The following is a 13643-nucleotide window of genomic DNA, read 5'->3' on the forward strand; positions in this document are numbered from 1 at the left end:
CAGCGCCCGAAGGCCGACACCATCGCGCGCACCTGCGGAGGGTCTAGAACAGCGCGCGGACCAGGTCGGCGAGGACTTCGCGGTCGCCCGGGCCGGCCGGCTGGTACTCGCAGATGCCCAGGCCGGCCAGCGGGAACCGGTCGGTGAGGGCCCGGACAGCGTCGGCCAGGCGCTCGGGGCGCACGCCGTCGGGCTCGGGGAAGCCCAGCGAGCTGAAGAACGCCGGGTCGAGCACGTCGAGGTCGATGTGGATGTAGACGGCCCGCGCCCCGGCCGCCGCCACCACCGAGGGCAGCGACTCGAGGTCGGCGATCTCGATGTCGTGGTCCGAGATGAACTCCTTCTCGGCGGCGTCCAGGGCCCGCACGCCGGCCAGCACCACCTGAGCCGGACGCAGCGTCCGGCGGGGCGCCAGCTCCGGCGGGCCCTCGCCGAGCAGCGTGCGCAGCACCATGCCGTGGAAGGCGCCCGACGGGGACGACTCGGGGGTGTTGAGGTCGCCGTGCGCGTCGAACCAGACCACGACCAGCCCGTCGCCGTGCCGCTCGAGCGCCGCCTCGATCGGGGCCAGCTCGACGCCGCAGTCACCGCCGACAGTCACCATCGGCGGGTCGGTCACGGCGGCGCGCACGGCGGCGAGGTTGGCGGCCAGCGAGTCGGTCACCGGCACCCGCACCCGCTGGTCGGCCGGGATCAACGAGGCCAGCACGGCCGCGCCCTCGGCCAGGCGCCGGGCGTCGGGCGAGCCCGAACCCTGCCACTGGCCCACCTCGAGCACCGTGCGGCGGGGCGGCGGGGTGATCCCGAGCTCGGTGATGCGCTGCCAGACCGGGCTCATCGCGGCTTCCGGCTCGCGGGCGTAGATGCTGCCCCGGATGCGGACGAAGACGCAGTTGCCGACCCGTTCCAGCACCGCCTGGCGGCGCATGTCGCTCTCCCACTGCTCCGGGCCGTGATACGCGTCGCCGTCGCACTCGATGGCGAGCCGGCGGCCGTCCGGCGCGTTCAGCACGAAGTCGATCCGGTAGGCGCCGATGCGGAACTGCGGGATCGGGCGGAATCCGCGGGCCAGCAGCCGCTTGAGCACGTCCCGCTCGAAATCGCTCTCGCAGCGGCCGGCCAGGTCGGCCACTTCCTCGGCGGGCGCGAGATTCAGCGCGTACGTGAGAAGAAGGCCCCGCGCGTCGTCGGCCGGCAGCGAGCCCGGCCGCACCGAATGGAAGATCCACAGCTGGTCACGGGCCCGCGAGGCGGCGACGTTGATCCGGCGGTGGTACTCGCGCCGGGTGAACGCGGCCACCCGCGGGTCGTTGTCCGAGACCACCATGGACACCAGCACGATGTCGCGCTCGTCCCCCTGGAAGGTGTACGCGTCGCCGACCCGCAGCCGGCGAGCCTGGATCTCGTCCTCGCCGATCTCCTCCCGCAGGCGGTGCAGCAGGTAGCCGGCCTGGCCGCTCGTGCTCAGCATCGAGATCACGCCGAGCGTCCGGCCGTCGTAGCGCGGGTCGCGCACGATCGAGACGACCTGCTCGACCAGCGCCTCGGCCTCGGCCACGTTGACGTCCCCGAAGCCGCTGAGCTGCTGCCGCACCCCGGCCGGCAGGAACACCGTGCGGATCGGCGCGAACGCCGGCCGGTCCGCACGGAGCGGCATGATCTTGCCGTCGTAGTAGTGCCGGGACGAGAACTCGATGATCTGCGGCACACAGCGGAAGTGCTCGGTGAGCAGGATCCGCTCGGGCGACCGGCGCACCGCGTGGTCGTAGAGCGACGACTCGGGGTCGAAGTGCTCGGCCGACGGCACGTCGTCCAGGTGGCTGTGGATCAACCCGGTGACCGGACCGACGAAGCCCAGCTGGGGGCCGATCTGCTGGTCGTCGCCGACCACGACGGCCCGTTCGGCCAGCGACAGCACGGGCAGCGCGAACAGGTCGGCCTGCGACGCCTCGTCCACGATCACCACGTCGAAGCGGGCGCCCCCGGCGAACTGCTCGATGGCCCGGTCGACCGACATGACCCAGACCGGCACGGCCTCGACGGCCGATTCCATGGCGCGCTGCGCGTGGGCCTGCCAGGCGGCCGCCGTACGCCCGGTGCCTTTGCCGATCTTGCGGAGCGCGGTGGTCCAGTCGGCCAGCGCGGCTCGCCGCCGGTCGTCCAGGCTGCGCGACACCTCGAGCCAGGCCGACGCCACCACGAGATCGGCGGTGAGCCGGCGGATCTTCTCGCGGGCCGCCTCGACCCGCTTGGCCAGCACCGCGGGGTCCACACGGCCGATCACGTCGTCGAACCAGGTCTGCGCACGCCGCCACTGCCAGGCCGCCAGGCAGGCCTGGCCGCTGACCGGCGGGACGCGGCCCTCGTCGATCTGGGCGGCCCATTCCGGCGCCGCCGCCGCGAGCCGGCCCTTCAGCGCGGTGAAGCGCTCGGCCCCGGGACGCAGGCCCGCCAGACGTCTGACCTCGGCCACCTCGGAGTCCCAGCCCGTCAGCGTCGCCCACGCCTTCGCGAGGTCGGGCCAGGGCTCGAGCCGCTCGGCCATCGACTTCCGCTGTGCCTGAACGTTGTCCAGTCGGTAGACGACGGGTGCGGCGTCGAGCAGTTCGGCCACCAGCGCCAGGCGCGTGGGGTCCAGATCGAGGTCGTGCTGGGGTACGAGGTGGGAGAGCCGCTCGGCCAGGGCGGGCCAGTGCCGGACGTCCCAGTCGAGCGACTGCCCGGCCTCGGCGAGCAGCGCACCGGCCCAGATCTCGGGGTCACCCCAGCCGCCCGCTGGCGAGGCGATGCCGAGCCGCTGCCGCCATTCCGACCAGTGCCCGCCGAGCCGCTGGCGGGCCTGACCGCGGCGTACCCAGGCCGCCGCGACGTCGACGTCCTCGGCGCTGCGCAACGGCTCGCCGTCCACCCGCACGTCGTCGGCCAGCCGGAACAGCGCCGCCTGGAGGAGCCGGCTCAGACCACGGCCGCCCGCGAACCGCTGGCGGATCTCGGCCAGCTGAGCCAGGAGGCGCTTGGGTTCCGAGGCGTACGACTCGGGGACGCTCACCTGGTGGCCGGCGAGGATCCTGGTCAGTGCGGCCAGCTCGGCCAGCAGCGCCTCGGTGGCGGCCACGTGGTCGGTCCAGACCGCGCGCCAGTGCGGGTCGGTCAGCAGCCGGCCCAGGCGGTCGGTCCACGCGCCCTCGCGGCGGCGCAGCCAGGCCAGCGCGTCGTGCAGGTCGTCACGGACGGCGGCGACGTTCACCTGGCGGACGTTCTCGATCGCGAGACCCCACGCGGCGAGCTCGGCCACCTGCGCCGCCATCGCGTCGCTGTCCGCCCGCTGCGCCTGCTCGCCGGCCGCGGAGGGAAGATCGTCCGTGTCCGGCAGCGGCTGGAGGGCGGCCAGCCGATCGGACCGGCTCAGGCCATGAGCCAGCTCGAGCAGGGTGCCGAACTCGGCGCCGTCGAGCGGCGGCGGCCCGTCGACCGGGTCGGGAATGCCGGCGTTGCGGGCGGCGCGCTCGCGCAGCCACGCGCCCACCTCGACCGGGGTCATCGGAGCGCCGTCGATCACGTAGGTGACCGCCTCGTTCTCGGCGATCGCCCGCAGGCCGCCGAGAGCCGTGGCCAGCTCCCGCTCGGCGTCCTCGAGCAGCCCGGTGAGCCGCTCGACCCGCCGCGCCTCCGCTGCCTTGTCGAGAGTGGCGGCCCGGTCGGAGAGTTCCCGGGCGGCCAGCTGCAACTGGACCAGCTGGTCGGTGGTGCGGCCGAGCACGGCCAGGCACAGCGAGCGGATCTCTTCGGGCAGGCCGTCGCGGAGCACCCGCAACGGGTCCTCCTTCTGCGCGACGACCAGCACCCGCTTGCCGTTCGCCATGAGATGGCAGATCAGGTTGCGGATCGTATGGGTCTTGCCGGTGCCGGGCGGCCCCTGCACGGCGACGTTGCGGTGCAGAGCCAGGCGGCGGGCGATCGATTCCTGCGCCTCGTTCGTGGGCAGCGGCATGAGCAGGCGCTCGCCGACGCGCTGCCAGCGGTCCTCGTCGTCGCCGGGCATCCGCAGCCGGCTGGGCTCGTGCGCGACGATCGCGGCCAGCGACCCGACCGCGGTGGTGTCACCGGTGAGCAGGCGGTCGCGCAGGTTCTCGAGGAAGCCGCGCAGCAGGCGTTGTTTGGGCCGCACGAAGAGGACGCCGGAATCCCGTACGTGTGGGCTGCTCGTCTCCTCGTCGGTGATCAGCCGGTCGAGGCCGAGCCGGCCCAGCGCCCGCTCGAACAGCTCCCGGCGCTCCAGGTCGTTCCACAGGTCGACCTCGAGGGTGCCGGCCGGCCCGGCCAGCGCGACGAGCTGGCTCAGATAGCGGTCGTCGAGCCCCGCGAGGGCGTCGGTCTGCAGGCGCGACGGGCCGGCCGGCGAGACGGTGATCAGGGAGCGGTCGGGCTCGTACTCGATCAGCACCGGGGTCGCGACCAACGGGTAGTGCACACGCTCGCCGTTGACCGTGGTCTGCAGCAGGCCGTGGCCCCAGACCAGCTCGGTGGTGGCGGCGGTCATGTCGAGCTGGTGCATCAGGTCGAACAGCCGGCGGTGCAGCTCCCGGGTCTTCTCGGCTTCGCCGGTGGCGTACGCCCAGGGCCGCCAGACCTCGTCCCGCCAGACCGCGAACTCGTCGTCCTCGGTGGCCGCGGCCGGCTCGGCCGCCGCCGAGACCTCCCCGCGCAGCCGGCGGCGCAGCTCGGCCGGCACACTGACCGGCCCCGGCAGCGCCGGCATCCCCACCCGCAACCAGGACGTCGCCTCGTCGCCGGGGCCCGTGGTGCAGGCCGGATGATCCGGCAGAGCGTCCAGCCGGAGGGTGTCGGCGGGCAGCGTCCGGGCGGGCCGTTCCATCTGGGAGCGCACGGCGAGCAGATAGTCGGCGACCGCGACGGCCCGGTCGCGGATCGTCGTGGGCGACTCCAGCTGCTCGGCCATCCTCCGAAGTCTAGAACGCCCGGTCCCGTCGGCCGCCGCGGTCTTGCTCCGGTCGCCCAGCATGGGAGGCGCCGGCCGCAACGGGACAGCTATGGTGACGCGGCTGATCTTCAAACAGGGAGCGGGAAACGTGAGCGACAAGGCACCGGACGAGAACCGCCCGGACCCCTCCGGCAACCCCCCGCCCACCCCGGACCAGCCCGGCGACACCCCGCCGCCGTCCGCCCCGGCCCCGCCATCCGCCCCGGCCCCGCCGCCGTCCGGCGACGCCGCTCCTTCCGACCCGACTGCCGCGCAGCCGCCGTCCGACCCGACGGCCCCGCCAACGCAGCCGACACCGCCGACGCCGCCGGCCCCGCCCACGCTGCCTGTCCCGCCGGCGCCGCCTGTCCCCGGCGACCAGCCGCCGACTTCGCACCAGTCGCCGCCACCGCACGGCTACTACCAGGTGCCGCCCGGCCAGGACCCGTGGCAGGCCGCCCAGGACCCGCACCAGCCTCCGCCCGGCTACGACCCTTCCGCCTACGGTTATGGCGCCCCTGGATACGGCCAGCCCGACAACAGCGCTTCCTACGGCCAGCCCGACAACAGCGCTTCTTACGGCCCGCCTGGCTACGGCCCGCCCGGCTACGGCGCTCCTGGCTACGGCCCGGCCGGATACGGCCCGCCCGGGTACGGCCCGCCCGGCTACGGCTACGGCCCGCCGAATTACGGCCCGGCCGGATACGGCGCACCCGGCTACCAGCTTCCGTCCGGCTACTACGCCGGCCCCGCCGACCCGCTGGTCAGCGCCGACTTCGGCGGCTGGTGGCAGCGCAGCTTCACCCTGCTCGCAGCCGTCTGGCGCCCGATGGCGCAGGTCCAGCTGCTCTGGGCGATCCCCCTGATCGTCGTCGGCGTCCTCACCGCCCTCTACGCCCCCGACCGCGCGGTCACCTTCGACTCGACCACGCCACCCAACTTCAGCGACATCTTCGAACCGCTGTTCGTGGTGCTGCCGTTCACACTGGCCGCCGTGCTGCTGACCCTGGTCGCCCAGTTGGCCACCCTCGATGTGCTGGTGCAGCGGGCCACCGGCCGGCCCGTATCGGTCAGCCGGGCGCTGCTCACCGGACTGCGCCGTTTCCCCGCCATGCTCGGCTGGCAGATCCTGGCCGGCCTGGTGATCCTGGTGGGTGTGCTGCTCTGCGTCCTGCCCGGCATCTACGTGCTGATCGTCTTCCTGATCCTGCCCGTGATCGTCCTGGTCGAACGGGGCCAGGGCATCAGCCGCGCCTTCCAGCTGGTCCACGCCAACTTCGGCGCGGCGGTCGCCCGGCTGGCCACCATGGTCGGCCTGCACATCGCGTTCGTGCTCGTCGAAGGCGTCTTCAGCGCCATCGTCAACCCCACCACCGGCTCCGGCCCCGGCTTCACCGTCGCCACGGCCATCCTCTCGGCCGGTTTCTCGGTAGCCACCGGCGTGGTGATGAGCCCCCTGCTCCTGACCGCCTACGCCGACATGCGCGCCCGCCACGAGCCCTTCTCGACGGCCTACCTGATCCCCCACCCGGGCAGCAGCTGACCTGGCTGCGCCTCAGAGTTCCTCGGGGTCGCGGCCGGCCGCTGAGCGGCCGCCGTCGATCGGGATGACCGCGCCGTTGATGAAGGACGCCCGGTCCGACAACAGGAAGGCCGCCGCCTCGGCGACCTCGGCCGGGCGGCCCATGCGGCCCAGGGGCTGGAGCAGCCGGATCTCGTCCTCGAACGTCTGCTGGGCCGCGGGCTCCAGGGCCGCCAGATGGGCGTCCGAGCGGTCGGTGGCGATCGAGCCGAGAGCAAGCGCATTCACCCGTACGCCCTGCGGGCCGTGATCGACGGCGAGCGCCCGCGTCAGTCCCTCGATCGCGGCCTTGGCCGTCGCGTAGGCGAAGGCGCCGCGTACGGGTCGTTGGGCCTGGTGTGAAGAGACGTTGACGATCGAACCGCCTGCGCCGGCGGCGAGGAATGCCCGGATGGCGGCGGTGCACCCGGTGATGACGGGGTCGACGTTGCCCGCGATGAGCGCGCTCGCCTCGCGGGCCGGCATGTCGGGCAACCAGCCGGACGGGAACGTGGCGGCGTTGTTGACCCAGCCGCCCAGCGGACCGGCCGCCTCGACCGCCCGATCGGCCACCCGCTCGTCGGAGGCGTCGCCGATCACGGGCACGAGCCGGCTCCGCGCCACATGGTCGCCGGCCCAGTCGAGCGTGGCCTCGTCGAACTCCACGACGACGACCCGGCCGGCCGGTTCGGCCAGCAACCGCTCGACGATCGCGCGCCCGACCCCGCGACCGCCGCCGGTGACGACGGTGTTCACCGGCCGAGGGCGTGCCAGATCTCGGTGACGGTCGCGAACTCCCGGTCGGCGGGCAGGCTGTCGATGTCGGCAAGCACGTCGTCGGGGGCCAGCAGCGTCTCGGCGCTGTGCCGGAGCTTCGTCCGGTCGCCGGGCAGCGCCGAGAGGCCGATGTAGCGGCCGAAACGGCTGAGGTCGGGGGTCTCGTCGTCCTCCAGGACGCCGCTGACCTCGGGCTGGTCGTCGCCCGACGGTTCGGCTTCGCGGCTCTCCTCGACGCGGCCGCCGGTCACGCCCTGCGTGATGCCGCGCACCTCGTGGGCCATCTCGTCGTCGACGCGGGCTGAATGCTTGTTGCTTCCTCTGTCCATGACACGCGATTGCCCGTGCGTTCCGGCGCAAAACGTGACACGCACTTCCCCGTACGCGGGAAAGTGCGTGTCAGACGTCCGGTGTGGTCAGGGGAACTGCATGCGGCGCGGGCGCGGGATCACGGGCGGGGGCAGGGGCAGATCGTCGAGGTGGCTCCAGTTGAGCGAGCCGTTGTCGGTGGACTTGATCTCACCGAGGCAGGCCCGCAGCAATCCCAGGGTGGGCGTTCCGGCGAAGCCGGCGATGATCACCTCGGGCTTCGGGTCGATCTGGGCGATCGCGGCACAGATCTTGGCGACCTCCCGCTCGTCGACCGAGTCGAGCGGCAGCGGGGACTCGGCCTGCGACCGGCGCCAGGGCGGGCCGAACCGGCGCAGCAGTTCGCGGGCGAGGCGGCCGAAGGACCGCCCCACAGGTGCGTCGAGCATCGAGTCGCGAGCCGACTGCCCGTAGCACCACGGCACCACCACGTGGCCGTCGATCACGACCAGCTGGTAGACCGACTTCGACACAGAAATGATCTCGGCGCCGGGGAGCGTGCCCAGGAAGAGCACCAGTTCCTCGTAGGGAAGCGGCCATCGCGGATTCGCGATCACGCGTTCCATGGTCTGCGTCATCGCGGGGTGAGCATGGATCTCGCGCTCGATCGCTGTGCTCAGGGCCTCGGGCACCCGGGTCCACAGCTCCGCGGCAACCTTGTCGCCGAACTGTTCGACCACCCACTCGCTCGGACCGACCAGAACGTCTGGGCGCATTCCATACCACCACCGTCCGTGTCGCTGGCGTTACTGCTGGCTAGAAGAGTTCCACTTCCGGTGATCGACTGGAAGAGTGCACTTTCCTAGATCCCAAAAACGCCCGTGAATGAAATCCAGCGAAACGATCAAAACGTTGCCACGACGATGGAGCAGCTGCCCGGGACCATGCGAAACATGCAACTTGCACGGCGAACCGCACGTGCAAGTTGCATGCCGGCTTCGCTATTAACCCCGTGCAGCCAGTTAATCACCCGGATATTTCGGGGTGGTGACCACGACGCAAACATCCACTCACAGTGACGATCCACAGTGCCCTCACCTGCACCAAGACAACCACGGCGAACCCGCGAACCACAGGTGATCCGCCTCACGACGGCTCCGACGCCGGTCCCACCGGACCTTCAGCGCCGTCCGGGGCGACCGGGCGACCGCACCGCTAGGTAAACGCCGACCGGAACGCTGTCGGATTTCCGTCAGTGCCACGATGGCACGGGGGATACGCGGCTTAGACCCTTTTCGCCCCTTGACCCATCGACTTCCGCGCCGCTGCGGGCACGTCCACTCCCGACTGTCGGTGATCGCATAACGCAGCGGAGCGAATGGGAACGCTCCCAAACGCCGCCGCCATGAATGCGAGGGGTAGCCATTCGGCGACTCAATGCAACGGGTCGGTGACTCGTCGGCAAAGCCCTTGTGCGCGCAATCAAGTAATCGCCGGCGTGAACGAGCCGCCGGACCGGCTGAGAACATTCACTCCACCCGTCGGCGGAGCACGGGATCGGCGTCCGCGATGCGATCAAGAAGCCGGCCGCCGATAATCGCCCGACCATTCCCGCGGGGTACGACGCGCTGACGGTCACCCGGTCCGGCCGGAACTGTCGGGGCCTCGCGCTACGGTGCCCCGGTGAACTCGGAACACCTGCTCAGCCCGGCCGCCGAAGCGGGCCTCGTGGTCGACGCCGTGCTGAACGATCTGCGCGAGGGCGACCATCGCGGCGTGGTGGTCGACTCACCGCCCGGCGCCGGCAAGTCGACGCTGGTCGTGCGGGCCGCCGGCGAGCTGGCGGCGGCGGGCGAGCCGCTGATGATCGTGGCGCAGACCAACGAGCAGGTCGACGACCTCATCGCCCGGCTCGGCGCGCGGTCGCCCGAGGTCGCCGTGGGCCGGTTGTCCGCGGTCGACTACGAGGCGAGCGACCGGGTTCGCGACCATCCCCGCTGCCGCGTCGGCCCCAAGGTGGCCGACCTCGGGTCGCCCGCCGTCACCATCGGCACCGCCGCCAAGTGGGCGACAGTCACCGAGGGCTCGTGGCCGTGGGCGATCGTCGACGAGGCCTACCAGATGCGCTCCGACGCGCTGCTCCGTGTGGCGCCCCGGTTCGTCCGCGCGCTCTTCGTGGGCGATCCCGGCCAGCTCGACCCGTTCTCGACGGTCGAGGTCGAGCGCTGGACGGGCCTGTCGTGGGACCCGATGCAGAGCGCCGTCGCCGTCCTGCTGCGACACAACCCCGACCTGCCCGTCCACCGCCTGCCCGTCTCGTGGCGGCTGCCCCACACGGCCGCCCCGATGGTGGCCGAGGCCTTCTATCCCTTCACGGGCTTCCGCTCCGGCACCGGCCCCGGCGATCGCAACCTGCGATTCGGCCGCCCGCCGGCCGACCCGCTCGACGAGGTGCTCGACACGGCCGCCGCGTCCGGCTGGGGCCTGCACGAGCTGCCCGGTCGCTTCACCGTCCGCACCGACGCCGAAGCCGCCTCCGCCTGTGCCCAGTTCGCCGTCCGCGCGCTGGCCCGCGAGGCGGTGAGCTCCTCCGAGTCGGGTGGCGGCGCGCTCACCGCCGACCGCATCGCCATCGGCGCCGCCCACCGCGATCAGGCCGCGGTCATCCGGTCCTTCCTCCCGCCCGAGGCCAAGGGCGTCACCGTCGACACGGCCAACCGGCTCCAGGGCCGCGAGTACGACCTGACGATCGTGCTGCACCCGCTGTCGGGCCGGCAGGACGCGACCGCCTTCCATCTCGAGTCGGGCCGCCTGTGCGTGCTGACCTCCCGCCACCGGCACGCGTGCGTCGTGGTGGCCCGCGAGGGCATCGCCGAGCTGCTCGACGCCCACCCGTCGACCGAGCCGGTGCACCTCAACGTGCCCGTGAAGTTCCCCGACGGCTGGGAGGCGAATCAGGCCGTCCTGTCTCATCTGCACAAGGGAGTGTCGCTCAGACGACACAAACCGCTACGTTGAGTGAATGGCGGTCTTCGCGACGACGGGCTCCGAACAGGACGGCGTTTATCGGCCGATCCTGCGCCCGCGCCGGGGCGAATTGGCGGCGCTCACCCATCTGACGGCCGGCGAGGCCGCCCGGGTCCGGCCGATCCTCGAGGTCGACCCGGGCACCGAGATCCTGTCGCTGATCCGTGAGCTGCCACCGCGCACGGCAACGCTCGCCGTCGACTTCTCCGAGATCGTCGAGTCGCCCGACCCGCTCGTGGCCCCGTCGCTCGACCTCGCCGAGCAGCTGGGCGACCTGGGCATCACCATGCTGCCCGTGCTCCGCGCGACCGAGAGCCGGCGCCGCCTGGCCGCCCACGGCCTCGCCGCCCGCATGCACGGGCGCCACGCCGTGCTGCGGTTCCAGCCCCATGCCGACGCGGCCAACCCGGCTCAGGCCGACGTGCTCGTCGAGCGGATGCTGCGCGGCGCGGGCCTGGCCGCGGACGAGGCTGACCTGCTGATCGACCTGGCCGAGACGGCCTGCGGGGCGCACGCCGCCCGGTTCGAGGGACAGCTGCACCGGATCCTGCGGTGGGCGGGCGGCCGCCCCTGGCGCTCGATCAGCGTGGCCTCGGGCGCGATGCCGGCCAACCTCGACGAGCTGCCCACCGATCGGCCGGTCACGATCGACCGGCACGACGCCCGGGTCTGGAGCGGGATCGGCCGGCCGGGGATCGGGTACGCCGATTACGGCGTGACGTCCCCGGTGCGGCGCCGCGGCGTCCAGCGCCATCGTCAGCTGCCGACGCTGCGCTACACGGCCGAGCACAACTGGTGGATCTACCGCTGGTCGCGGCGGGGCGGACGCGGCGACGACCGCTGCCACGACCTGTGCCGCACGCTGGTCGCCTCGCCGCACTGGCCGGCCGCGGGCGCCCGCTTCTCGTGGGGTGACGCCGAGATCGCCCGCCGGGCCCGGATGGCGCCGGGCGCCGGCAGCCCGGCCGGCTGGATGTCGTGGAGCACCTCGCACCACATCGCGCACGTGCTGCGGGCTCTCCGGCCGGACGACCCCGGCATCGACTGAAACTGTCGTACGCTTGTTCTAATGTCGCTGACAGCCGCGTTGGCCTACGCCCGGCACGGGATTCCGGTCCTGCCGGTGCATGCGCCTGACCCGCGCGGCGGCTGTTCCTGCGACAAAGGAGTCTCGTGCGAGCGTCCCGCCAAACACCCCCACCTGCGGCACGGCCTCACCGAGGCGAGCACCGACCCGCGCCTGATCGAGCTGTGGTGGGCGCGCTGGCCGGCGGCCAACATCGGCCTGCGTACGGGCGTCGCCATGGATGTCGCCGACGTCGACTCGGCCGAGGGCTGGCACGGTCTCTGCCACCTGCTCGGCGGCGAGCTGCCGGCCGGGCCCCGCGTCCGCACGGGCGGTGGCGGGTGGCATTTCTGGTTCCGTCCCCTGGGCTACGGCAACCGTGTGCGCCTGCTGCCCGGCCTCGACTGGCGGGGCAACGGGGGCTATGTGGTGGCTCCGCCGTCGCGCCACGCCTCCGGGGCCGACTACCGCTGGGTGCTCCGCCCCGGCCGGGCGCTCCCCGAGGGGCCCGCGGCCCTGCGCGCCCTGATCGCGGGCCCTCCCCCGCCGCCGAGCCACCGCCCGGTCGCCCACCCGTCGCGGTACGCGCGGGCGGCCCTGGCCGCCGAGGCCGACCGGGTGGCCCGGGCGCCGGTGGGCACCCGCAACGACACTCTCAATCGGGCGGCGTACGCATTGGGCCGCTTCATCGGGGCCGGCCTGCTCGACGAGGCCGAGACGACGCGGGAACTCGAGGATGCGGCACGGTTCGCCGGGCTGGGCCGGGCCGAGATCCGGGGCACTCTGCGCTCGGGCCTGACCGCCGGCCGACGTGCCCCGTTCGATCCGGAACTGAACCGCGACGTGGCGTGAAACCACTCTTGCCCCAAAAAATGGGGTCATGACCCACTGCGACAGCACTCGACCCACCGGCGACGGCCCGTCATGATCGGCCGCACCGAGCAGCGTCCCGCCGCGGCTATCCCCGCCGGGCCCACCCACGCGGACGGAGGGCGGGCATGACCCAGGCGCGCAGGCTGAAGCCCTACGACCTCGAGGTCTCGGTCCGGGCCGGGCGCGACGAGGCGTGGGAATCCGTGACCCAGATCGACGTTCTGCATCAGTGGTTCGGGTGGGACTACGACGGGCTGGCGGCCGAGATCAAGCAGATCTTCGTCGACGAGGCGACCCTGTGGGCGCCCGAGCAGATGGGCTGGGCCGACGGGTCCTATCTCGAGGTCGTGGGCGACGACGACGCCGCCCGGGTGCGGGTGGCCCGCGAGGGCACGGGCCCCGGCGGTCCCGAGGTCTACGACGCGATCGAGGAGGGCTGGCGGTCGTTCCTGATCCAGCTGCGCTTCCTGCTCGACCAGCGGCCGCAGGGCCGGCGGCGCACCCTGTATCTCACCGGCGAGACCACCGGCCGCCAGGCACTGTCGCTGGCGCCCGGCGAGTGGGAGCGGTTCGGTCCGCGCGTGGCCTGGACGGTCGACGCCGACGGCCACCTGGTCGTGGCGGCCGGCCGCATCCCGCTCGACCATCCGTCCGCGACCCGCTTCGAGGTGACGGTCTCGCTGTTCGGCGCCGACGACGCCACCTTCGAGGCCGCCCGCGAGTCGTGGGCCAAGCGCTGGGCCCCCATGGCCGCCGACGCCAACCTGACCACAGCCGACGACCCCGCCCCCACCGGCTGAAGCACGGCCGACAACCTGCCCCTGCCGGCTGAAGCACGGCCGGTAACCGCGGCCGACCGGCGCGACGGCGAACGGGCGCACGGCGCCAGCGGCTGAAGCTCAGCCGGCGAACTGCCCCTGCCAGCTGAAGCACGGCCCGCAACCCGCCCCTGCCGGCTGAAGCACGGCCGTCAACCGCGGCCGACCGGCGCGACGGCGAACGGGCGCACGGCGCCAGCGGCTGAAGCTCAGCCGGCGAACTGCCCCTGC

General features: G+C 72.9%; 9 protein-coding genes. 5 read left to right on the plus strand and 4 right to left on the minus strand.

Annotation, left to right across the window (positions count from 1 at the left end):
* Positions 1 to 43: 43 nt before the first annotated feature.
* The gene (locus LXN57_RS24845; RefSeq protein ID WP_251800576.1) at positions 44 to 4960 is read right to left on the minus strand and encodes an arginase family protein; all 4917 of its coding nucleotides are present in this window, start codon (positions 4958 to 4960) and stop codon (positions 44 to 46) included.
* Between the two features lie 130 nt (positions 4961 to 5090).
* On the opposite strand from LXN57_RS24845, the gene LXN57_RS24855 reads away from it, so the two are divergent.
* A complete protein-coding gene (locus LXN57_RS24855; protein WP_285904668.1) occupies positions 5091 to 6524 on the plus strand; it encodes a hypothetical protein in 1434 nt (477 codons plus the stop codon).
* A 12-nt stretch (positions 6525 to 6536) separates the two neighbouring features.
* Here the strand turns inward: LXN57_RS24855 and LXN57_RS24860 are convergent, their stop codons facing one another.
* From LXN57_RS24860 to LXN57_RS24870, 3 genes are all read right to left on the minus strand, one after another.
* Positions 6537 to 7298 carry an SDR family NAD(P)-dependent oxidoreductase gene (locus LXN57_RS24860; protein WP_251800577.1) on the minus strand — a complete coding sequence of 254 codons (762 nt, stop codon included), beginning with the start codon at positions 7296 to 7298 and terminating at the stop codon, positions 6537 to 6539.
* Positions 7295 to 7648, minus strand: coding sequence for a DUF2795 domain-containing protein (locus tag LXN57_RS24865; RefSeq protein WP_251800578.1), 354 nt, complete (start codon positions 7646 to 7648; stop codon positions 7295 to 7297). The genes LXN57_RS24860 and LXN57_RS24865 overlap by 4 nt, the downstream gene beginning before the upstream one ends.
* A gap of 87 nt (positions 7649 to 7735) precedes the next feature.
* Positions 7736 to 8404, minus strand: a complete 669-nt coding sequence (locus tag LXN57_RS24870; protein WP_251800579.1) for a hypothetical protein — start codon at positions 8402 to 8404, stop codon at positions 7736 to 7738.
* 907 nt (positions 8405 to 9311) lie between these two features.
* On the opposite strand from LXN57_RS24870, the gene LXN57_RS24875 reads away from it, so the two are divergent.
* The 4 genes from LXN57_RS24875 to LXN57_RS24890 all read left to right on the plus strand — a co-directional run bounded on the left by LXN57_RS24875 (position 9312) and on the right by LXN57_RS24890 (position 13394).
* Positions 9312 to 10646, plus strand: coding sequence for an AAA family ATPase (locus LXN57_RS24875; RefSeq protein WP_251800580.1), 1335 nt, complete (start codon positions 9312 to 9314; stop codon positions 10644 to 10646).
* A 4-nt stretch (positions 10647 to 10650) separates the two neighbouring features.
* On the plus strand, positions 10651 to 11703 hold the full coding sequence (locus tag LXN57_RS24880; protein WP_251800581.1) for a beta family protein: 1053 nt from the start codon (positions 10651 to 10653) through the stop codon (positions 11701 to 11703).
* Between the two features lie 21 nt (positions 11704 to 11724).
* Positions 11725 to 12573 carry a bifunctional DNA primase/polymerase gene (locus LXN57_RS24885; protein WP_251800582.1) on the plus strand — a complete coding sequence of 283 codons (849 nt, stop codon included), beginning with the start codon at positions 11725 to 11727 and terminating at the stop codon, positions 12571 to 12573.
* A gap of 146 nt (positions 12574 to 12719) precedes the next feature.
* Positions 12720 to 13394 (plus strand): activator of HSP90 ATPase, encoded by a 675-nt coding sequence (locus LXN57_RS24890; RefSeq protein WP_251800583.1) that lies wholly within the window; start codon positions 12720 to 12722, stop codon positions 13392 to 13394.
* Positions 13395 to 13643: the final 249 nt, after the last annotated feature.

The organism is Paractinoplanes hotanensis (assembly GCF_023717965.1).
GTDB classification, from domain to species: Bacteria; Actinomycetota; Actinomycetes; order Mycobacteriales; family Micromonosporaceae; genus Actinoplanes; species Actinoplanes polyasparticus.

Excerpts from the sequence above, each read along its gene's own strand:
- LXN57_RS24845 (WP_251800576.1), bottom strand. The coding sequence starts at position 4,960 with ATGGCCGAGCAGCTGGAGTCGCCCACGACGATCCGCGACCGGGCCGTC.
- LXN57_RS24865 (WP_251800578.1), bottom strand. The coding sequence starts at position 7,648 with ATGGACAGAGGAAGCAACAAGCATTCAGCCCGCGTCGACGACGAGATG.
- LXN57_RS24870 (WP_251800579.1), bottom strand. The coding sequence starts at position 8,404 with ATGCGCCCAGACGTTCTGGTCGGTCCGAGCGAGTGGGTGGTCGAACAG.
- LXN57_RS24880 (WP_251800581.1), top strand. The coding sequence starts at position 10,651 with ATGGCGGTCTTCGCGACGACGGGCTCCGAACAGGACGGCGTTTATCGG.
- LXN57_RS24885 (WP_251800582.1), top strand. The coding sequence starts at position 11,725 with ATGTCGCTGACAGCCGCGTTGGCCTACGCCCGGCACGGGATTCCGGTC.
- LXN57_RS24890 (WP_251800583.1), top strand. The coding sequence starts at position 12,720 with ATGACCCAGGCGCGCAGGCTGAAGCCCTACGACCTCGAGGTCTCGGTC.